This is a genomic window from Nonomuraea sp. NPDC054003 (genome assembly GCF_055585125.1).
The window spans coordinates 59531-77849 of record NZ_JBVJKR010000016.1 but is presented as its reverse complement, the minus strand read 5'-3'; the positions used below and the strand labels follow the sequence as shown (position 1 = coordinate 77849).

20 protein-coding genes are annotated in these 18319 nt (G+C 71.0%); 9 read left to right on the top strand and 11 right to left on the bottom strand.

Going from position 1 to position 18319, the window contains the following annotated elements; translation table 11 throughout:
* Window position 1: 1 nt before the first annotated feature.
* Window positions 2-2098 (bottom strand): flotillin family protein, encoded by a 2097-nt coding sequence (locus ACZ6YG_RS35070; protein WP_466020369.1) that lies wholly within the window; start codon window positions 2096-2098, stop codon window positions 2-4.
* Window positions 2099-2638 (bottom strand): hypothetical protein, encoded by a 540-nt coding sequence (locus ACZ6YG_RS35065; RefSeq protein ID WP_271277291.1) that lies wholly within the window; start codon window positions 2636-2638, stop codon window positions 2099-2101.
* Window positions 2639-2815: 177 nt separating this feature from the next.
* Here ACZ6YG_RS35065 and ACZ6YG_RS35060 point away from each other — a divergent pair, with 177 nt between their 5' ends.
* Window positions 2816-3727: an NADP-dependent oxidoreductase gene (locus ACZ6YG_RS35060; protein WP_466020428.1), complete on the top strand. Its 912-nt coding sequence runs from the start codon at window positions 2816-2818 to the stop codon at window positions 3725-3727.
* Here the strand turns inward: ACZ6YG_RS35060 and ACZ6YG_RS35055 are convergent.
* Window positions 3724-4239 carry a CGNR zinc finger domain-containing protein gene (locus tag ACZ6YG_RS35055; protein WP_466020368.1) on the bottom strand — a complete coding sequence of 172 codons (516 nt, stop codon included), beginning with the start codon at window positions 4237-4239 and terminating at the stop codon, window positions 3724-3726. The two genes, ACZ6YG_RS35060 and ACZ6YG_RS35055, sit on opposite strands and share 4 nt — an antisense overlap.
* 93 nt (window positions 4240-4332) lie before the next feature.
* On the opposite strand from ACZ6YG_RS35055, the gene ACZ6YG_RS35050 reads away from it, so the two are divergent.
* Complete coding sequence (locus tag ACZ6YG_RS35050; protein WP_466020367.1) at window positions 4333-5190, top strand: alpha/beta fold hydrolase; 858 nt, start codon at window positions 4333-4335, stop codon at window positions 5188-5190.
* 16 nt (window positions 5191-5206) lie between these two features.
* Here ACZ6YG_RS35050 and ACZ6YG_RS35045 read toward each other — a convergent pair whose 3' ends face one another.
* The 3 genes from ACZ6YG_RS35045 to ACZ6YG_RS35035 all read right to left on the bottom strand — a co-directional run bounded on the left by ACZ6YG_RS35045 (window position 5207) and on the right by ACZ6YG_RS35035 (window position 7441).
* Window positions 5207-6121, bottom strand: a complete 915-nt coding sequence (locus ACZ6YG_RS35045; protein ID WP_466020366.1) for an aminoglycoside phosphotransferase family protein — start codon at window positions 6119-6121, stop codon at window positions 5207-5209.
* 66 nt (window positions 6122-6187) lie between these two features.
* Window positions 6188-7066, bottom strand: coding sequence for a 1,4-dihydroxy-2-naphthoyl-CoA synthase (locus ACZ6YG_RS35040; RefSeq protein ID WP_466020365.1), 879 nt, complete (start codon window positions 7064-7066; stop codon window positions 6188-6190).
* Window positions 7067-7108: 42 nt separating this feature from the next.
* Window positions 7109-7441, bottom strand: a complete 333-nt coding sequence (locus tag ACZ6YG_RS35035; RefSeq protein ID WP_148036039.1) for an ArsR/SmtB family transcription factor — start codon at window positions 7439-7441, stop codon at window positions 7109-7111.
* 89 nt (window positions 7442-7530) lie between these two features.
* On the opposite strand from ACZ6YG_RS35035, the gene ACZ6YG_RS35030 reads away from it, so the two are divergent.
* Window positions 7531-7701: a DUF3073 domain-containing protein gene (locus ACZ6YG_RS35030; RefSeq protein WP_148036040.1), complete on the top strand. Its 171-nt coding sequence runs from the start codon at window positions 7531-7533 to the stop codon at window positions 7699-7701.
* Here ACZ6YG_RS35030 and ACZ6YG_RS35025 read toward each other — a convergent pair.
* Window positions 7664-8947 (bottom strand): cytochrome P450, encoded by a 1284-nt coding sequence (locus ACZ6YG_RS35025; protein WP_219549912.1) that lies wholly within the window; start codon window positions 8945-8947, stop codon window positions 7664-7666. The two genes, ACZ6YG_RS35030 and ACZ6YG_RS35025, sit on opposite strands and share 38 nt — an antisense overlap.
* 62 nt (window positions 8948-9009) lie before the next feature.
* Here ACZ6YG_RS35025 and ACZ6YG_RS35020 point away from each other — a divergent pair, with 62 nt between their 5' ends.
* Window positions 9010-9594 carry a TetR/AcrR family transcriptional regulator gene (locus ACZ6YG_RS35020; protein ID WP_271277287.1) on the top strand — a complete coding sequence of 195 codons (585 nt, stop codon included), beginning with the start codon at window positions 9010-9012 and terminating at the stop codon, window positions 9592-9594.
* 13 nt (window positions 9595-9607) lie between these two features.
* Here ACZ6YG_RS35020 and ACZ6YG_RS35015 read toward each other — a convergent pair whose 3' ends face one another.
* The 3 genes from ACZ6YG_RS35015 to ACZ6YG_RS35005 all read right to left on the bottom strand — a co-directional run bounded on the left by ACZ6YG_RS35015 (window position 9608) and on the right by ACZ6YG_RS35005 (window position 14555).
* The gene (locus tag ACZ6YG_RS35015) at window positions 9608-10516 is read right to left on the bottom strand and encodes an alpha/beta fold hydrolase (RefSeq protein WP_148036043.1); all 909 of its coding nucleotides are present in this window, start codon (window positions 10514-10516) and stop codon (window positions 9608-9610) included.
* A 54-nt stretch (window positions 10517-10570) separates the two neighbouring features.
* Window positions 10571-13951 carry a helix-turn-helix transcriptional regulator gene (locus tag ACZ6YG_RS35010; RefSeq protein WP_466020364.1) on the bottom strand — a complete coding sequence of 1127 codons (3381 nt, stop codon included), beginning with the start codon at window positions 13949-13951 and terminating at the stop codon, window positions 10571-10573.
* A 97-nt stretch (window positions 13952-14048) separates the two neighbouring features.
* Complete coding sequence (locus tag ACZ6YG_RS35005; protein ID WP_148036044.1) at window positions 14049-14555, bottom strand: hypothetical protein; 507 nt, start codon at window positions 14553-14555, stop codon at window positions 14049-14051.
* Between the two features lie 157 nt (window positions 14556-14712).
* Here ACZ6YG_RS35005 and ACZ6YG_RS35000 point away from each other — a divergent pair, with 157 nt between their 5' ends.
* Window positions 14713-15249 (top strand): peptidylprolyl isomerase, encoded by a 537-nt coding sequence (locus ACZ6YG_RS35000; protein WP_364233786.1) that lies wholly within the window; start codon window positions 14713-14715, stop codon window positions 15247-15249.
* 152 nt (window positions 15250-15401) lie between these two features.
* Entirely contained in the window at window positions 15402-16271 is an 870-nt protein-coding gene (locus ACZ6YG_RS34995) for a rhomboid family intramembrane serine protease (RefSeq protein ID WP_466020363.1), read from the top strand.
* A 33-nt stretch (window positions 16272-16304) separates the two neighbouring features.
* Here ACZ6YG_RS34995 and ACZ6YG_RS34990 read toward each other — a convergent pair whose 3' ends face one another.
* Window positions 16305-16550, bottom strand: a complete 246-nt coding sequence (locus ACZ6YG_RS34990) for a cell division protein CrgA (protein WP_271276249.1) — start codon at window positions 16548-16550, stop codon at window positions 16305-16307.
* A gap of 144 nt (window positions 16551-16694) precedes the next feature.
* Between ACZ6YG_RS34990 and ACZ6YG_RS34985 the strand changes: the two genes are divergently transcribed.
* Genes ACZ6YG_RS34985 through ACZ6YG_RS34975 form a run of 3 tightly spaced genes read left to right on the top strand, consistent with a single transcriptional unit; the run spans window position 16695 to window position 18036 of the window.
* Window positions 16695-17306 (top strand): class E sortase, encoded by a 612-nt coding sequence (locus tag ACZ6YG_RS34985; RefSeq protein ID WP_466020362.1) that lies wholly within the window; start codon window positions 16695-16697, stop codon window positions 17304-17306.
* Complete coding sequence (locus ACZ6YG_RS34980; protein WP_187281666.1) at window positions 17303-17467, top strand: hypothetical protein; 165 nt, start codon at window positions 17303-17305, stop codon at window positions 17465-17467. Before ACZ6YG_RS34985 ends, ACZ6YG_RS34980 begins: the two co-directional genes overlap by 4 nt.
* Entirely contained in the window at window positions 17464-18036 is a 573-nt protein-coding gene (locus ACZ6YG_RS34975; RefSeq protein WP_466020361.1) for an anthranilate synthase component II, read from the top strand. The genes ACZ6YG_RS34980 and ACZ6YG_RS34975 overlap by 4 nt, the downstream gene beginning before the upstream one ends.
* The last annotated feature ends 283 nt before the right edge of the window (window positions 18037-18319 follow it).

Genomic DNA, 18319 nt, shown 5'->3' with positions numbered 1-18319 from the left:
GTCAGACCTTCGCCGCTGCCAGCGCGGCCACCGGCTGGTCGGCCACGCCCAGCCGCCGGGCCGTGTCCAGCAGCTCGCCGAGCGGCCCCGACTCCGGCCCGCCCCGCTGGATGAGCCGCAGGAGCAGCGCAGAGACGGTCAGGTTCTTCAGGTCCTCGGTGCTCACCCCGCCGACCGCGCCCCTGAGGTCCTCGATCAGGCTGGCGCTCCCGTTCAGGTACGGAGCCGCGAGCGAACCCGCCACCTCGGAGTGCTCCATGAAGCCGTCGACCGTCTTGGCGGCGGTGATCGAACCCACCACCTTGTCGAAGAACATCGTCTCGCCGCCGACGATGTCGATGTTGGCCTTGGCCAGGCCCGCGGCCAGCACGCTCGCCTGCGACTCGGCCACCTGGCGGGTGACGTCGATCTGCTTGAGCCGCACTTCCGTGTCGGCCTCCAGGCGCAGGCGGTACTCCTCGTGCGCCCGGCTGGCCTCGTCCAGCGCGGCCATCGCGGCGGCCTTCTCGGTGAGACCCTCGGCCTCGGCCTTGAGCTTCTCGCCCACGGCCGCGGCGTTGGCCAGCGCCATCGCCTGCTCGCCCGCCGCCTGCGCCTTGAGCCGCTCGCCCTCGACCAGCGCCATCGCCCTGGCGCCCTCGGCCTCGGCCTGCAGCCGCTCGTTCAGCACCAGCGCCTCGGCCCTGCCGACCTTCTCGATCGCCTCGGCGTCGCGCTCCTTGACCTGGACCTCGGCCAGGCCGGACGCGGCCGCCTCGGCCTGCAGACCCTCGGCGAGCCGCATCTTGGCCCGGGCGTCCAGCTCGGCCGCCTGCTGCCTGGCCTCGGCCAGCACCAGCTCCTCGCGGGCCCTGAACTTCGACGCGGCCTCGGCGGCCTCGGCCGCCTTGATGTCCTTGACCAGGTTCTCCTGCGCCTCGGCCTCGGCGGCGATGATGACGGACTGGCGGGTCCGCTCGGCCTCCTCGACCACGCGCAGCCGCTTGATCGACTCCTCCTGCTCGGCCACCGTCTTGTCCACGGCGATGCGCTCGCGGATGACCTCGGCGATCGACCGCTTCTCGGTCTCGACCTCCTTGTCCTTCGCGATGCGCGACAGCTCGGTCTCCCGCTCGCGGGCTATGACCTCCAGCAGGCGGTCCTTCTCGATGCGCTCGGACTCGATGGCGATGACGCGCTCGCGGTTCTTCTCCGCGACGGCCACCTCGCGGTTGCGGTTCTCCTGCTGCACGCCGAGCTGCTCGTCGGTCTTGATGGCGGCGCTCTGGGCGCGCAGCCGCTCCTCCGCCTGCACCCGGTAGGTCTCCGCCTCCTCGCGGGCCTTCATCGTCTCGATCTCGCGCTTCTGCTTGATCTCGGCGTCGGCCTGGCGGCGCTCCAGTTCGAGGATGGCCTCGCGGGCCTCCACGTTCTGGCGGGTGATCTCCTTCTCCTCGGTGCGCTGGAACTCGTTGGTGCGCACGTGCTCGATCGCCGTCAGCTCGGTGATCTTGCGAATGCCCTGCGCGTCGAGGATGTTGCTCTTGTCGAGCTGGTGCAGCGCGGTCTGCTCCAGGTAGTCGATGGCCGCGTCCTCAAGGCTGTAACCGTTGAGGTCGGTGCCGATGAGCCGGACGATCTCGTCACGGAACTCGTCGCGCTTGGTGTAGAGGTCGACGAAGTCCAGGTGCTTGCCGGCGGTCTTGAGCGCCTCGGAGAACTTCGCGTTGAACAGCTCCTGCAGCGTCTTCTCGTCGCTGGCCCGCTCGGTGCCGATGGCCTGGGCGACCTTGATGACGTCCTCGGCGGTCTTGTTCACCCGTACGAAGAATGTGATCTTGATGTCGGCCCGGATGTTGTCGCGGCAGATCAGCCCTTCACGGCCGGTGCGTTCGATCTCGATGGTCTTCACCGAGATGTCCATCGTCTCCGCCCGGTGCACGACAGGGAGCACCACCGCGCCGGTGAAGGTCACGTCGACTTTGTTGACCTTCGAGATGATCAGCGCCTTGCCCTGCTCGACCTTGCGGAAAAGGCGGCTGATGAGAATCAGCAGGCCGATGAGGATCACAAGGACGACGGCGATGAACACGCCGACGCCGGTGGAGATCACATCCATTCACTGCTCACTTTCGTAAGGCATGACCCAGAAGAACTCGCCGTCTGCGTCGTACTCGAAGATCAGGGCTGTCTGGCCGCGGGTGAGCCGGTCCTGGCCGGTCGTCCTGACCTGGACGACGGCGGAGGACCCGTCCGCGGCGGTGACCTCGGCCTGGCCGAAGTCGGGGGTCGCCCGCCCGGTGCGGATCACGCACCGCTGGCCGACGAAATCCCCACGTGAGGGCTGTGGTCCGTCCGGCACCAGCCTCCGCAGGGGGGCGATCAGCACGCGGGTGGCGAGCCAGGCTCCGCCGAGGGCGAGCACCGGCACGGCCCACAGCAGCGGGCCCGCGGCGAACTGGCTGCCGATCAGCGTGAGCAGCCACGCCAGGGCGACGAGCAGGGAGATCGTGATGCCGGCCGGCACCCCGCCGAACCCGAGCCAGGGGGCGTCGCCCTCAAGGTCGGAAATCCCGGTGATCACGACGATCCAGTACCCGACGACCACGATCAGAAGGAAGCTGAAAACGGCCGTCGGGAAGCTCAGCGCAACCCGCAAGAAGTCAGTCAATACCCGATGCCCCGTCCCCCGGTGCTCGTCATGTCGGACTATATACAGATAAAGAACGAGTAAAGCGAAAAGTTCCCGAATGGTTAGGCATATGTTGCGCGCGGTTAGCCCGCTTGACCTCAACCTCGGTTGAGGAAGCAGGCTGGCGGCATGAACGACGAGATCATGCGGGCCGCGGCCTTCGCCGAGTTCGGCGGCCCCGAGGTGCTGCGGGTGATGGAGCTGCCGGCTCCGCAGGCCGGCCCCGGCCAGGTGCGTGTACGGGTGAGGACCGCCGGGGTGCAGCCGTTCGACGCGGCCGTGCGGGCCGGCTGGACCCCGCCGGGGGTGACGGGCGAGCTGCCGCGGATCCCGGGCAACGAGTTCGCCGGAGTGGTGGACCAGGTGGGGGAGGGGGTGACCGGGGTGACGGCGGGCGCCGAGGTGCTCGGGTTCTCGCTGCTGCGCTGCTACGCCGAGTACGTGGTGGTCGACGCGGGCGACGTGACCCCCAAGCCGGCCTCGATGCCGTGGGAGGTGGCCGGCTCGCTGACCGCCGGAGCGCAGACGGCCGAGCTGGCCCTCGACGGGCTCGCCGTGACCGAGGGCGACACGCTGCTCGTGCACGCCGCCGCGGGCGCGGTCGGCACGGTGGCCGTCCAGGTCGCCGGGATGCGCGGCGCCACCGTGATCGGCACCGCCCGCGAGGAGAACCACGCCTACCTGCGTGACCTCGGCGCCATCCCGGTCGCCTACGGCGCGGGCCTGGCCGACCGGGTGCGCGCCCTCGCCCCCGGCGGGGTGGACGCCGCGCTCGACGGCGCGGGCGGCGACGCGCTGGAGGTGTCGCTGGAGCTGGTCAAGGACCGCGACCGCATCCTCACGCTGGTCGAGCACGACAAGGCCGCCGAGCTGGGCATCAAGGTCACCCGGGGCACGCGCAGCGCCGAGCGCCTGGCCCGCTACGCCGCTCTCTACGCCGAGGGCCGGCTCAAGTTCCCGGTACGCGGGACGTACCCGCTGGAGCGTGCGGCGGACGCGCACCGCGAGATCGAGACCCGCCACGGCGCCGGCAAGATCGTCATCACGGTCTCCTAGGAACGGACGCGCTGCCGCTGGTTGAACCGGCCCACCTTGGCCCGGTTGCCGCACACGTCCATCGAACACCAGCGGCGGCCGCCGTTCTTGCTCACGTCGTAGAACCAGAGCACGCAGCGCGGGTTGGCGCACTTGCGCACCCGCTCCGGGCGCTCGCCGAGCACCCGGGCCAGGTCGGCGGCCGCCACCCAGGCCGCGTGCCAGGCCGGATCGTCCAGGACGACGACCTCGTACGGCTCGGCGCCGCTCAGCTGGGGGCGGCGCGCGCCGTGGGCCAGCACCGCGTTGAGCGGGGCCGCCTCGCCCCGCTCCAGCAGCGCGCGCATCGCGTCGCGGGCCTGGACCAGCGGGTCGCGGGCCTCGTCGCCGCCGCCGGGCAGATCGTGATCCGCCAGCCAGGCCCGCACGCCGTCGAGATCGTCGAACTGGTCGACCAGTGTGGCGTTGTCGATCCACACGGTGTCGACCAGGTCCAGCCCCACGGGTTCGGTCCTGAGCGGACGCAGTCTCACAGTGATTAACCCCTGAAGTCGATTTGACCGGTTGCAGATCATCATGCTATCACTTAACCACCGAAAAGACTTTCAACGGTTAAGAGGTTCGCCGTGACCATCCGCTACCACACCGTCCGGATCGACGGGCTCGACGTCTTCTACCGGGAGGCGGGCGACCCGTCCGCGCCCACGCTCGTCCTGCTGCACGGGTTCCCGACCTCGTCCATCGCCTACCAGGAGCTGATGGGCGAGCTGGGCGACGAGTTCCACCTGATCGCGCCCGACTACCCCGGCTTCGGGCACAGCTCGGCGCCCGCCGCCGGAGAGTTCGGCTACACCTTCGACCGCTTCGCCGACGTGGTGGACCGGCTGCTGGACACGCTCGGCGTGCGGCGTTACGCGCTCTACGTGCACGACTACGGCGCACCCGTCGGCTTCCGGCTCGCCGTCCGGCATCCCGAGCGGATCATCGGCATTGTCACCCAGAACGGCAACGCGTACGAGGAAGGGCTGACCCCGTTCTGGGACCCGTTCAAGAAGGCCTGGGCAGACCCGCAGGCCGGCACGGCGGCGCTGCGGGCGTACTTCACCTGGGAGGCCACCCAGTGGCAGTACACGCACGGCGTGCCGGACACCACGCTGGTCAACCCGGACAAGGCGCTGTTCGACCAGGCGCTGCTGGACCGGCCGGGCAGCGCCGACATCCAGCTCGCGCTCTTCCTGGACTACGAGGGCAACGTCGCCCTCTATCCGCAGTGGCAGGAGTACCTGCGGACGCACCGCCCGCCGGTGCTGGCCGTATGGGGCCGCAACGACGAGATCTTCGGCCCGGACGGCGCGCGCGCCTTCACCGGGGACGTGCCGGACGCGCGCATCCACCTGCTGGACGCCGGCCACTTCCCCCTGGAGACCAGGCTCGCCCAGATCGCGGCCCTCACCCGCGACTTCCTGCGCGGCCTGTCGGACTGACCCCCGGCCGCCGGGCCTACTGGCGGTGAACCATCGCCTCGGCGATGGCCAGCTGGACATCGTCGAGGCGGTCCTCGCCGTCCTCGACGCTCCACAGTGAGTTCTGCAGCACCCGTCCCAGCGTCCAGCCGGCCGCCCGCGCGGGGTCCAGCTCCAGCGCCTCCACCAGCAGGTCGAAGCGCCGCAGCACGCTCCCGCGCACGTCACCGGAGGCCACCACCTCGCCCCACCGGTTGTCCAGCGCCGGCAGCAGGTCGAACCCGGGGTCGCCGGCCAGCGGCTTCGGGTCGATCGCCAGCCACGGCTCCCGCTCGGCGGCCAGCACGTTGTCGTAGTGCAGATCCCAGTGGAGCAGCCGGTCGCCGGGCTCGGGGACGAGCTCGGCGACCGCCGCCGCGCACCGGCGCAGCCAGGCCCGGTCCTCCTCCCGGGGCAGCTTCGCCAGTGCCGCGGGCACGTCCTCCACCATCTGCCCGGCGATGTCGCCGAGCCGCCGCATCCCCTCGGGAGCGGGCCGCGCCACCAGCCGGGCCAGCAGCTCGGCGAGGATCTCCATCGCCTTCATGTCGTCCGGCACCGCCGACAGCGACCGGCTCTCGTCCAGCCGCTCCAGCAGCATCGTCCCGGTGGCCGGGTCGTGCTCCAGCAGCAGCACCGACCCGTCGCCGGCCCAGGCGCGCAGCCCCACGGGCTCGGTCGCGTTCTCGTCGGTGACGGGCTGCAGCTTCAGCGCGGCGGGCGTGCCGTCGGCCCGCACCACGGGAAGCACCAGGGAGACCACGCCGTGCATGGACGCGCCGTCGAGGCGCAGCCCCCACTCCTCCAGATAACGCCTGGCCAGCGCGGGCAGCCCGGCCGACCAGGCCCGCCCCGCCTCGCCCTCCCACTTGACATGCGACTCGGTCAACGCCGGCGGCACCACGATCTCCATGCCACCAGTCTGGCCGCCCGGGCAACCGGTTTTCGGGAGGTCAGGGCCTCGCGCGGGGAGCGGGCGTCAGTAGTGATAGGGGTACGGCGACCAGTCGGGTTCGCGCTTCTCCAGGAACGAGTCGCGCCCTTCGGCGGCCTCGTCGGTCATGTAGGCCAGCCTGGTCGCCTCACCGGCGAACACCTGCTGGCCCACCAGCCCGTCGTCGATCAGGTTGAAGGAGAACTTGAGCATCCGCTGCGCCGTCGGCGACTTGGCGTTGATCTTGCGGGCCCAGTCGAGCGCCGTGGCCTCCAGCTCCTCGTGCGGCACCACCGCGTTGACCATGCCCATCCGGTGGGCGTCGGCCGCGCTGTAGGTGTCGCCGAGGAAGAAGATCTCGCGGGCGAACTTCTGGCCCACCTGGCGCGCGAGATAGGCGGAGCCGAAGCCGCCGTCGAAGCTCGCCACGTCGGCGTCGGTCTGCTTGAACCGGGCGTGCTCGGCGCTGGCGAGTGTGAGATCGGCCACCACGTGCAGGCTGTGGCCGCCGCCCGCCGCCCAGCCGGGCACCACGCAGACGACCACCTTGGGCATGAACCGGATCAGCCGCTGCACCTCGAGGATGTGCAGCCGCCCGGTCGCGGCCGAGCCGTCGGCGTACTGGTAGCCGTCCTTGCCGCGGATGCGCTGGTCGCCGCCGGAGCAGAAGGCCCAGCCGCCGTCCTTCGGCGAGGGGCCGTTGCCGGTCAGCAGCACGCACCCGACGTCGGTGGTCTGCCGGGCATGGTCGAACGCGCGGTAGAGCTCGTCGACGGTCTGCGGGCGGAAGGCGTTGCGCACCTCCGGGCGGTTGAACGCGATGCGCACCGTGCCCTGGTCGACAGCCCTGTGGTAGGTGATGTCGGTGAAGTCGAACCCCTCGACTTCCTGCCACGCCTTGGGATCGAACAGCTCGGAGACCATGGGCCGAAGCCTACCGGGTGGCGGCTCCGGCCCACGGGCCGGTCAGGGGACCTCCGCCCGGAGCTCGGCGAGCAACTGGCCCTGGTCGGCGAGCATGTCGGTCAGGATGCGGCGGGCGATCCGCAGCAGGTCGGCGAGCTCGGGTGTGGCCAGTGTGTAGACCACGGTGCTGCCTTCACGGATGGCGGTCACGATGCCCGCTCTGCGCAGGACCGCCAGCTGCTGTGAGAGGCTCGACGCCTCGATGTCGATCTGGGCCAGGAGATCCCTGACGGGAAGTGGCCCTTCCTGGAGTAGCTCCAACACTCTGATGCGAGCGGGGTGGCCGAGAGTCCGGAACAAATCCGCCTTGGCCTGGTTGACCTCCACGTGCATAGTGACAGACTAATCCAGCGCAGTTGCATAATTCTTCAAGTCGTAACGTTGTCGGATAGCATGGGCAGCGGGGACTAGGGAGTTGAGCCATGGGCCGAGGAAGAGCCAAGGCGAAGCAGACGAAGGTCGCTCGCCAGCTGAAGTACACCAGCCATCACATCGACTACGACCGCCTCCGCGAGGAGTTGGGCGCCGACGAACGACGTGACGACATGCACCCCGCTACGTCGTCCGATCAAGAGACCGGGCGCGCGCAATAACGCGGGTGAGTCGTGCGGGACTCAGGGTGACGTTGGTGAGCCGCCTGGTCTCGGGCGCCGGATCCGGCGCCGTGAGATCCAGGCGGTGCAACACCTCCCTGATGATCACCCGCATCTCCAGCAGGGCCAGCTGAGCGCCGACGCAGAAGCGCCGGCCGCCGCCGAACGGCATCCAGGCCCTGCTCTGCTGACCATCGAGAAAGCGTTCCGGCCTGAACTCCTCCGGTGAAGGGAATGCCGCCGGGTCCCGGTGCACGAGCGGAATGAACGGTCCCGCGTACGATCCGGCCGGTATCTCGTACTCACCCAGCCGGAGCGGGGCGTCGAGCAGCCGGGGAGCCTCGTAGACCGCGGGCCTGACCCGCATCACCTCCTTCACCACCGCGTCGAGGTACGGCTCGTCGTCGGGCAGCCGCTCCAGGACGTGCGGCAGCCGGAGCAGCCGCTCGAACGCCCAGGCCAGACTGGTCGCCGTGGTCTCGTGACCGGCGATCAGCAGGGTGATCAGCTCGTCGCGGATCTCCTGGTCGTCGAAGCCCGACTCCAGCAGCCTGCTCAGCACGTCCGTGCCGTCCGCCCCGGCGCTCCGCCTGCGGGCGATCTCTTCGTACAGGATCGCGTCGACGCCCGCGCGCGCCTTCAGGAAGCGCGCGTACGGCAGGAACGGCACTCCCTTGGCGCGCTCGCGCAGGCGGGCCGGGAGCATGACGACCGACGTCGCGCCGCCGAGCCGGATCAGGCGGGGGAGCAGCGCGTGCAGCCGGCCGAGGCGCTCCGCGTCGCGGATGCCGAAGACCAGCCTGATGATCACTTCCAGGGTGATCTCCTGCATGCGGTCGCGCAGCGCGATCGGCACGCCGAGCGGCCAGGTCGCGATCTTCTCCGCGGCGATGGCCGCGATCTCGTCGTGGTAGCCGGCCACCTGCCTGGCTCTTAACGGCGGGGTGAGCGCCTTCCGGTGGCGTGACCAGCCGTCGCCGTCCAGCGTCAGCACCGAGTGGGCGCCGACCATCGGCTCCAGGAAGTCGCGCCGCGCGGCGCCGGCCAGGCCGCCGCCCTGGTCGGTGCGGTAGACCTGTTCGGCCAGCTCGGCGGTGGTGACGTACACCTCGGGCGGGAAGCCGAAGTAGCGCACCGTGAAGATCGGGCCGTACTCGCGGTGCAGCCTGTCGAACGCGCCCGCGGGGTCGAGCATGATCCAGGCGGTCTGGGCGGCTGCGGGCAGTCGCGGTCCGGGTGGGAGCATCACAGGTCCTCCGATACGTACGTATGTCATAGACGCTTGTATATATCGATAGCATGGATGCCGTGTCACGGAAAGAGGTTCGCGAGCGGTTGCTCGCCGGTGCGGTGAGCTGCCTGCAGGAGAAGGGCTACGCCCGCACGACCGCGCGCGACCTGGTCGCGGCGTCGGGCACCAACCTCGCCTCCATCGGTTATCACTTCGGAGGCAAGGACGCCCTGCTCAACGAGGCCATCATCGCCTGCTTCGAGGGGTGGACCGAGCGGGTCGAGAAGGCCATCTTCAGCAGCGGCCTCGGCACGCCCCGCGAGCTGCTCGAACGCGCCATGGCCGCGCTGGTCGACGTGTTCGGCGAGATGCGGCCGACGTTGATGGGCTGCGTCGAGGGCTACCCCGCGGCGCTGCGCGAGCAGGCGCTGCGCGAGCGCCTCGCGGCCGCGTACGGCGACGCCCGCGAGGCGGGGGTCGGCATGCTGCGGCGGGCCTCCGCCGAGATGGGCGTCGAGCTGCCGGTCGCGCCCGAGGTCCTGGTCTCGGTGCTGATCGCCATCTCCGACGGGCTGATGATCCAATGGCTGCTCGACCCGGACAGCACCCCCGACTCCCGCCAGATCGTCGACGCCCTCGCCGCGATCTCCGCACTCACCTAGCCAGGCCCGGCGCTCATGCGGTGGGCTCGGCCGTGTGTCGCAGGATCGCGTCCGCCACCTCGTCGCGGACCTGAGCAGGCAGCATGTGCCCCATGTCCCGCACCATGAGCAGCTCCGCGCCGGGGATGGCCGCGGCGATGAGCGCGCCGTGGCCGGGCTTGGCGGGCTCGTGCGTGCCCTCGATGACCAGCGTCGGCGCCTCGACCCGGCCGAGCATGCCCTCCGGCTCGAAGCCGGGGTTAGCGGCGGCCGCCCGCCGGTGGTTGACCACCGCCGCCAGGTCCCTGGCCCGCTCGAAGACCCGCTCGGCCAGCCGCCGCTCGGCGTCCTCGTCGAACGGCAGCGCCGTCCCGTTCAGCACCCGCGCCTCGGCGATCATCCGGTCGATCTGCTCGCCCCGGGTGGCCGGCGGCGGGCTCTGGATCGCCTCGGTGTAGAACGCCGTGAACTCCGGCCTGGGCGGCGGCAGGCTGCCCTCCGGCTGCGGCTGCCCGGTGAGCGCCCGCATGAGCACCTCGCCCTCGTGCCCGCCCAGCGGCGACGAGCCGATCACGGTGAGCGTGCGCACCCGCTCCGGCCGCTCCACCGCCACCAGCTGCCCGAGCAGCCCGCCCGCCGAGTGGCCCACCAGGTGCGCGCTCTCCAGCCCGTACGCGTCGAGCACGCGCAGCACGTCGTCCTTGATGTCGAGCCAGGTGTACGGGTTCGCGTCGAAGTCGACGGTGCCCGATCTGCCGGTGTCGCGATGGTCGTAGCGGATGACCCTGCGCCCGCCGGCGACCAGCCTGCCGACGAACTCCTCCGGCCACAGCACGCCCTGCGACATCGACCCCATCACCAGGAGAACGGGCGGGTGATCGGGGTCGCCGAACTCCTCCGTCCAGAGCTCGACGCCGTCCACGTTGATCAGGTTCTCTGTCATGCCTCCAAGCTTGGCCCCGACCGGCGCCGGTGCCTTCCGTAGGACTACTGGGCACTACAGAAGGCGGGCGAGTTCAGTACGACTGGTGATGCCGAGCTTGGGATAGATCTTGTACAGGTGATACTCGACCGTGCGCGGGCTGAGGAACAACCGCGCCGCCACGTCCTTGCTCGACGCCCCCTCGGCCACCAGGCGCGCGATGCGCAGCTCCTGAGGCGTCAGGGCCGCCGCCGGGTCGGCCTCCGGCACGTCGCCCGCCGCCTCCCCGGCCGCGCGCAGCTCCCCGCTCGCGCGCCGGGCCCACGGCTCCGCGCGCAACCTGGTGAACGTCTCCAGCGCCGAACGCAGCCGCCCCCGCGCCTGCCCCGGCCGGTGCGTACGGCGCAGCCGCTCGCCGTGGAGCAGGGCCGTGCGCGCCGCCTCGAACGGCTCCCCGTGCAGCCGCGCCGCCTCCTCGAACAGCGCCGCGTCCCCGTCCACCAGCGCCCGGCAACGCAGCAGCGACGCCCGCGACTCGGGCGTGCCGGCGTTCGCCGCCCACCGCTCCAGCCCGTCCAGCGCCTCGCGGGCCGCCTCCGGCTCACCCGCGGCCACGGCCGCCTCCACCCGGTCCGGCGCTGTCCGCCACACCACCGTCGGATGCCCCGCCGCCGCCAGGGCCGTGAACCGGGCATGCGCCGCGTCGTACCTGCCCAGCCCCAGATCGAGCATCGCCAGCGCGTACGAGGCCACGCCCGCGCGCAGCCCCACCCGGTGCGGCACCGCGATCGCCAGGGCCCGGCGCGCGTGCTCCCGGCAGGACTCCTCCTGGCCGCGCAGCGCCGCCACCACGGCCAGGTTCGCCAGGTGGGCGGCTTCGCTGTTGGTGTATCCGGCCTCCCTGGCCAGCGCCAGCCCTTCTTCGGCGACGGCCTCGCTCTCGGCCAGCCTGCCCCTGAGCCGTTCGCCCGTGGACACGAACTCCAGCACCACCGGTAGCTGCCCGACCATGCCGGACACGCGCGCCACCCGGCCCGCCCGCCCGACCAGCTCGGCCGACACGTCCGCCTCGCCCAGATAGCTCGCCGCCGCCGACGCCCACAGGAACTCGGCCGCCTCCCGCAGCTCCCCGGTCCTCGCCAGCGCACCCCGCAGCAGCTCCGCCCCGCCGCCGTCGTCGAGCCGCGCCCCGATCCCGGCCACCACGTCCCGCAGGAACCCCGGCGGATGCGCCAGCGCCCTGCGCCCGATCTCCACGAGAGCCGGGATGTCGCCCACGTAGTTCGCCGCCTCGGCGGCGTCGGCCAGCATCTCCATGCTGTCGTCCCCGGCGAGGATCCGCACGGCCTCCGCGGCGTCCCCCGAGTTCAACTCGAACCGCCCCCGCAACTGCCTGATCTCCCGCCGCAACCCACCGAACCTCTTGGGAGCGCTCCTCCCCCCAACCGTCTCGTCCTGGGCGTCTGCTGGGGGAAGGTTCGCTCTGTGAGGGGATGTGGCTTCCGCCTTCGCAGACCCTTCCCCCTCCTGGACGGGCGCCCTCCCCCGGGCGGTCTCAGCGCGGGTCTCCTCCGGGGTACGGGTCAAGGGCGTGGCTTCGGACGGCCCTCCTCCCCGAGCGGGTGTTCTCCCGCCGGTCGGGAACCGGGTCAAGGGGGTGGCTGCCGGCGGCCCTTCTTGTTCCCGGGTGGGCGTTCTGCCAGCGGTCGACTCGTCCCGGGCGTCCGCTGAGGGACGGTGCACTGTGTGAGGGGATGTGGCTTCCGTCTCCGGCGCCCTTGCCCGCTCGTGAGCGAGTGGTCTCTCGTCGCCGGTCTCTGGTGCGGGACGGGGCGTTGGGTGGTTCGGGGGCGTGAGGGGTGAGCCTTCTTCCTGGTGTGCGGGTGTTGTCTCGTGGAGGGGTTCTGTGGGGGTGTGGGTGGGGTGGTTCTGGGTGAGGGCGTGGGCCTCGGCGAGGTAGGTCTGGGCCTGGCCCGGACGGCCGCCGAGCCAGGCTGCGGTGGCCGCGTCCGTGTAGCGGCGGGCGCGGGTCCAGGGGTCGGGGGTCAGCTCCGCCGCACGGCCCAGTGCCGTCGCCGCGTCGCCGTACCCGCCCCTGGCTCGGGCTCCGTCGGCCGCGGCGGCCAGCGCGGCGGCCACCGGCTCGTTCCGTCCCATGGTGGCGGCCGCCAGGTGCCAGGCCCGCCTGTCACCTTCCACCAGCTCGGCCAGCACCGCGTGCGCCCGCCGTACCTCCACCGGGCCCGCCGCCACGTGCACCGCCGACCGCACCAGAGGATGCCGGAACCGGACCGCCGCCCCGTCCACGACCACGAGCCCCGCCTTCTCCGCCTCATAGAGCCCCGCCAGAGCAACCTCTTCGCGCAGGCTCATCGCCGCAGGCAGCTCCCGTGCGGGTGCCCGCGCCGACGCTTCCGTCACACGCGCCCTCGCGGGTGCCTCCCCGGACGGACCATCCCCGTTCGGCCATGCCCGTACGTCGGTCTCCGCCCCGGACGGCGTGGTCTCGTTCGGCCGTGCTCTCACGGCGGTTTCCGTCTCGGGTGGGGCGGTTGCGCGCGCCGGCGCATCTGCGTCGGTCTCCGTCTCGGTCGGTGGTTGCTCGTGCTGGGTCTGTACGGGTGAGTCCAGGAGGGACGCGGTGCGGAGGGTCAGGGTGAGGTCCGGCTCCAGGGATGCCGCGAGGAGGACGCGGCGGGCCGGGGCCGAGAGGCGGGTCACCTGGTCGCCGAAGAGCTGGGCGCCGCCAGGCAGGGGGTCGGGGAGGGGGAGGCGGCCGGCGAGCTGGTCGGGGCTCAGGGACGCCAGGGTCTCGCCGAGGACGAGAGGGTTGCCGCCGGTGAGCGACACCAGGCGGGCGCGGACCGGTGACGCCGCCGGGGCCAGCGAGTCCACCAGCGTGGCCGCGCTTTCGTCGTCCAGCCCGCGCAGTCGCAGCTCGGGAACGCCCTTGTGGACGCCGTCACCCCGGACCGCCAGCAGCATCCCGACCCGCTCGGTGCGGACGCGCCGGGCCGCGAACAGCAGCGCGTCGGCCGACGCCCGGTCCAGCCACTGGAGGTCGTCCACGAGGCAGAGCACGCCGCCGTCCCCCGCCGCCTCCGCCAGCAGCGACAGGACCCCGGCCGCCACCAGGAACCGGTCCTCGGCCGGCGCCGCCAGCCCGAGCGCCCCGGCCACGGCTTGGCGCTGCGGCGCCGGGAGCGCGTCGAGCAGCCCGGTCACCGGCCGCAGCAGCTGGTGCAGCGCGGCGAACGCCAGGTCGGCCTCGGCCTCGACGCCCCACGCGCGCAGGACGGTCAGCCGCGGCCCGGCCAGGGTGGCGGCCAGATCGAGCAGGGCCGACTTGCCGATGCCGGCCTCGCCCCGCAGCAGCAGGGCCTGTCCCGCACCGGCCGGCGCCGCGTCGATCACACCCTGGATCGCGGCGATCTCGGTGGCTCGGCCGTACAGCATGAGAATGACCCTATAAGGCCAAATATGGTGATGAATGTCACGTACGAACAGACGAAAAGGCGCGCCCCCGGAACCGGGGGCGCGCCTTCATCGCGGATCATGGCATCCGGTGAGATGCCTCATCCGTCGTCTCGGACACCGGCGCGCCGGCCGGGCCCGTGGACTGGACGGCCCTGTCGGACCGCTCGTGTGCCCAGCGAGACGCGTCGGACGCGGAGTCCTTCATGTGCTCGGTCCACTGCTGGGCGTTACGCCGGTAGAACATGAAGCCGGCCGCGCCGATGGCGAGACCGGTCACCAGGACGGCCGTCGGCCAGCGCCGCGACTGCTGCCGCCGGACCGGGCTGACCCGGATCGCGGCGTCGTTCAGCATCGAGCTGACTGCCGGTGCGAGTTGGTCCTCGACCCGGTGGGCGGCCTTCTTCAGCCTGGGTGCAGCCCACATCCGGGCGTCGTCGACCCGCCTGTTGGCGGCCAGCTTGGCCTGGTCGGCCATCGGCGCCATGCGCGCGCCGGTTTTCATGGCCTGGGCCTTCATCCGGCCCTGCCACGTGGTGGGCACTTCTATGACCACGCGGCGTCGTCTTCTCAGTGTCAGGGACACGACTACCTCCCCTGTCGTTGGGGCCCCGCGCGTGACCTTCCCGATACAAAGCGGCTCAATCATGGCCCGCCGTGGGAGGATGGCAGCGGAGGCCTTAGGGCCATGGTTGTCAAAACACCACAATTCCACCCTGTGCATAGAGGAAGGCAGCTGTCTCGTGGCTGAGAAGCTGATTGCGAATCTGCAGACCAATCGCGGCATGATCAAGGTCGAGCTCTTTCCCAACAGAGCCCCCAAGACGGTGCGAAACTTCGTGGAGCTGGCCGAAGGCTCCCGCGAGTGGACCCACCCGGGCTCCGGCGAGAAGAGCAACGACCGCTACTACGACGGCACGATCTTCCACCGTGTCATCCCCAACTTCATGATCCAGGGCGGCGACCCGCTCGGTGAGGGCTTCGGCGGGCCGGGCTACGAGTTCGACGACGAGATCCACCCCGAGCTCTACTTCAACCGTCCCTACCTGCTGGCCATGGCCAACGCGGGCAAGAAGATGGGGAAGGGCACCAACGGGTCGCAGTTCTTCATCACCACCGTGCCCACGCCGCACCTCAACGGCCGCCACACGATCTTCGGAGAGGTCGTCGAGGGGCAGGACGTCGTCGACGCCATCTCCAAGACCAAGACCGGGCGCAACGACAAGCCGGTCGAGGAAGTCGTCCTGGAGTCGGTCACCATCGACCGCGTCCCGGCCTGACGCGCGGCCGCCTGTCCGGCCTTCCGGGTTACTGCGCTCTGCCAGGCCCCCCTTCCCGGAAGCCGGGCCGCGCCGGCGCGGCACGCGGGAGGCGGCGTCACCCCGTCCGAGCAGCGGACGCGGGAGTGGCCCGCAGGCTTTAGGCTGCGGGCATGACCAGCCAGCCGCCCCTCCCGCCCTCGCAGCCCGAGCAGCCCGCGGAGACGGTCCCCACGTGCTACCGGCACCCCGACAGGGAGACGTGGGTCCGCTGCCAGCGGTGCGACCGGCCCATCTGCCCCGACTGCATGCGCGACGCGGCAGTGGGGTTCCAATGTCCCGAGTGCGTGGCCGAGGGCAACCGGGGGATCCGGCAGGCGAAGTCGACGTTCGGCGGCGCGGTGGTCCGCGCTCCCTACGTGACGTGGACCATCCTGGCGGCCAACGTGCTCGTCTTCGTCGCGCAGTACTTCGTGCCGGACATCCAGCGCCTCCTGGGCATGAACTCCCTCTTCGTGGCCCTGGGCGACGAGTACTACCGGCTGATCACCGCCGCGTTCGTGCACGGCGGGATGTTCCACATCCTGTTCAACAGCTGGGCCCTCTACGTGATCGGGCCCTACCTGGAGCGGGCGTTCGGACACGTCCGCTTCGTCGCGCTCTATCTGGTGAGCGCGCTCGGCGGGTCGGTCCTCGGGCTGTGGATGGACAACCCGCGCATCCTCACCGTCGGCGCCTCGGGAGCCATCTTCGGCCTGTTCGGCGCGGTGTTCGTGGTGGGGCGCAGGCTGAACCTGGACGTGCGCGGCATCGCCGTGCTGATCGCGATCAACCTGGCCATCACCTTCATCGTCCCCGGCATCAGCTGGACCGGCCACATCGGCGGCCTGGTCACCGGGGCAGCGCTGTCGGCGGCGCTGGCCTACGCGCCCCGGGAGAACCGCGCCGTGTGGCAGGCGGCTGCGGTCGCGGGGTTCGTCGTGCTGCTCGCCGTGCTCGTGGTCGTCAGAATTCCCATGATCACCATGGCGTTCCTGGGCTGACGTCCCCAGCTGTGGAAAAGCTGTGGAAAAGAACTAGCGCCAGCGGGTGGAAAGAACCACACCGAAGATGATGAAAACAAACCCGATCAGCAGGTTCCAGTTCTGCAGATCGCCGATGAAGGGCGCCCGCGGGGCCACGTAGTAGGTGGCGATCCACAGGATGCCGATGATCCACGCGGCGACCATCGTCGGCGCCAGCCAGCGAGGGCTGACCTTGATCTGCTGGGTCTTCTGCGGCGGGGTGTAAACCGCCTTCTTGCGCGTCTTGGGCTTGGGCACTGGATGACTCCTGCTGAGGGCCTGGGCTTCCGGATCGTCCGCAGGCTCTGCGTAAAGGGTAGTGGTAGCGAGCCCCAGGATAGTCGCCACGCGCACGGGATGGCGATCCCCGGCGGCCGGAGTCGTCCCGCTTACCCTGGTCGGGTGCGGATCGTGCTGCGGACCACGGGGGAGCTGAGCATCACCGCCGGCCTGGTTCTGGCGCTCTTCTGCGCCTATCTGCTCTGGGGCACCGGCGCCTACACGGCGAGCCAGCAGCTGTTGCTGCAGCGCGCGCTGGCCGCCGAGAACGCCGCCCGGCCGCCCGCCGTCGAGCTGGGCGACGCCGTGGCGCTGCTGCGCATCCCCAGGCTGGGCGACGACTTCCGCTACGCGGTGGTCGAGGGCGTACGGGCCGAGCACCTGAAGAAGGGCCCTGGCCACTACCCCGGCACCGCCATGCCCGGCCAGGTCGGCAACTTCGTCGTCTCCGGCCACCGCACCACGTACGCGGCCCCGTTCAACCGCGTCGACGAGCTCGAACGCGGCGACGAGCTCGTGGTCGAGGCCCGCGAGGCCCGCTACACCTACCGGGTCACCTCGCAGGACATCGTCGAGCCCGGCGAGGTGGACGTGCTCGCCCCGGTGCCCGGCATGCCGGGCCTGCGGCCCATCCGGGCGTACATCACGCTGACGACCTGCCACCCCGAATACTCGGCGGCGCAACGGCTGATCGTGTACGGGGTGCTGAAGGACACCGAGCCCAGGAAGGCATGACGATGTACGGCTGGCTGTGGCGCAGGCTCCCCGGCGGTCCAGGACGGCGGCTGTTGTGGGCCGCCCTGCTGGTCGCCACGGCGATGGCCGTACTCTGGTTCTCAGTGTTCCCGCTCCTGGAACCCACTGTGACGCTCGACGAGGTGACGGTGCGCCGATGACCCGCGTGCTGGTCGTGGACAACCACGACAGTTTCGTGCACACCATCGTCCAATACCTGAAGGTGCTGGGCGCGAGCTGCGACGTGCGGCCCCGCGACGAGGTGCGGGTGGACGACGCCGAGGGCTATGACGGCGTCCTGATCAGCCCCGGCCCCGGCACACCGGAAGCCGCCGGGGTCAGCGTCCCGCTCGTCCGCCACGCCGCCCGGCGCGGGCAGCCGCTGCTCGGCGTCTGCCTCGGCCACCAGGCCATCGCGCACGCCTACGGCGCCACCGTCGCCCGCGCCCCCGACCTCGTGCACGGCGGCACCAGCGCGATCAGCCACGACGGCAAGGGAGTGTTCGCGACGTTGCCCTCGCCCGTCCGCATGACCCGCTACCACTCGCTGGCCGTGCTCCCCGAGACCGTCCCCGAGGAGCTCGAAGTCACCGCCCGCACCGGCGACGGCGTCATCATGGGCCTGCGCCACCGCGCCGCGCCCATCGAGGGCGTCCAGTTCCACCCCGAGTCGGTGCTCTCCGAGCACGGCCACCGGCTGCTCGGAAACTGGCTGGAGAAAACGCTGTAACGAACCGGAGCCTCAGAGCGACAGACAGATGAGCGTCCCCGCCGTTGCCCCCGAGCGGCGGGGGCGCGCTTCTATTTGGCTGTGTTTGATTGGCGATCCTTCGGATCGCCGGCTCGTCGCTCAGATCCGGTGTCTTCCCTCGTCGTTCGGTCGCTGCGCTCCCTCTCTCCTCAGTCCAGACACCGGCGCTCCTCGCAAGACCTTCCCTGTACGGAGGTCGGGCACTGGAGTCGGTCCTTTTTTGGTGGGGCGGAGGGGTTTTTAATGTGAAGGGCCGCCATCC

What these genes read in the sequence shown, in the direction of transcription:
- ACZ6YG_RS35070 (WP_466020369.1), bottom strand. Translation starts at nt 2,098, where the DNA reads ATGGATGTGATCTCCACCGGCGTCGGCGTGTTCATCGCCGTCGTCCTT.
- ACZ6YG_RS35060 (WP_466020428.1), top strand. Translation starts at nt 2,816, where the DNA reads ATGCGGGCCGCGGCCTTCGCCGAGTTCGGCGGCCCCGAGGTGCTGCGG.
- ACZ6YG_RS35045 (WP_466020366.1), bottom strand. Translation starts at nt 6,121, where the DNA reads ATGGAGATCGTGGTGCCGCCGGCGTTGACCGAGTCGCATGTCAAGTGG.
- ACZ6YG_RS35040 (WP_466020365.1), bottom strand. Translation starts at nt 7,066, where the DNA reads ATGGTCTCCGAGCTGTTCGATCCCAAGGCGTGGCAGGAAGTCGAGGGG.
- ACZ6YG_RS35035 (WP_148036039.1), bottom strand. Translation starts at nt 7,441, where the DNA reads ATGCACGTGGAGGTCAACCAGGCCAAGGCGGATTTGTTCCGGACTCTC.
- ACZ6YG_RS35030 (WP_148036040.1), top strand. Translation starts at nt 7,531, where the DNA reads ATGGGCCGAGGAAGAGCCAAGGCGAAGCAGACGAAGGTCGCTCGCCAG.
- ACZ6YG_RS35025 (WP_219549912.1), bottom strand. Translation starts at nt 8,947, where the DNA reads ATGCTCCCACCCGGACCGCGACTGCCCGCAGCCGCCCAGACCGCCTGG.
- ACZ6YG_RS35015 (WP_148036043.1), bottom strand. Translation starts at nt 10,516, where the DNA reads ATGACAGAGAACCTGATCAACGTGGACGGCGTCGAGCTCTGGACGGAG.
- ACZ6YG_RS35010 (WP_466020364.1), bottom strand. Translation starts at nt 13,951, where the DNA reads ATGCTGTACGGCCGAGCCACCGAGATCGCCGCGATCCAGGGTGTGATC.
- ACZ6YG_RS34995 (WP_466020363.1), top strand. Translation starts at nt 15,402, where the DNA reads ATGACCAGCCAGCCGCCCCTCCCGCCCTCGCAGCCCGAGCAGCCCGCG.
- ACZ6YG_RS34980 (WP_187281666.1), top strand. Translation starts at nt 17,303, where the DNA reads ATGACGATGTACGGCTGGCTGTGGCGCAGGCTCCCCGGCGGTCCAGGA.
- ACZ6YG_RS34975 (WP_466020361.1), top strand. Translation starts at nt 17,464, where the DNA reads ATGACCCGCGTGCTGGTCGTGGACAACCACGACAGTTTCGTGCACACC.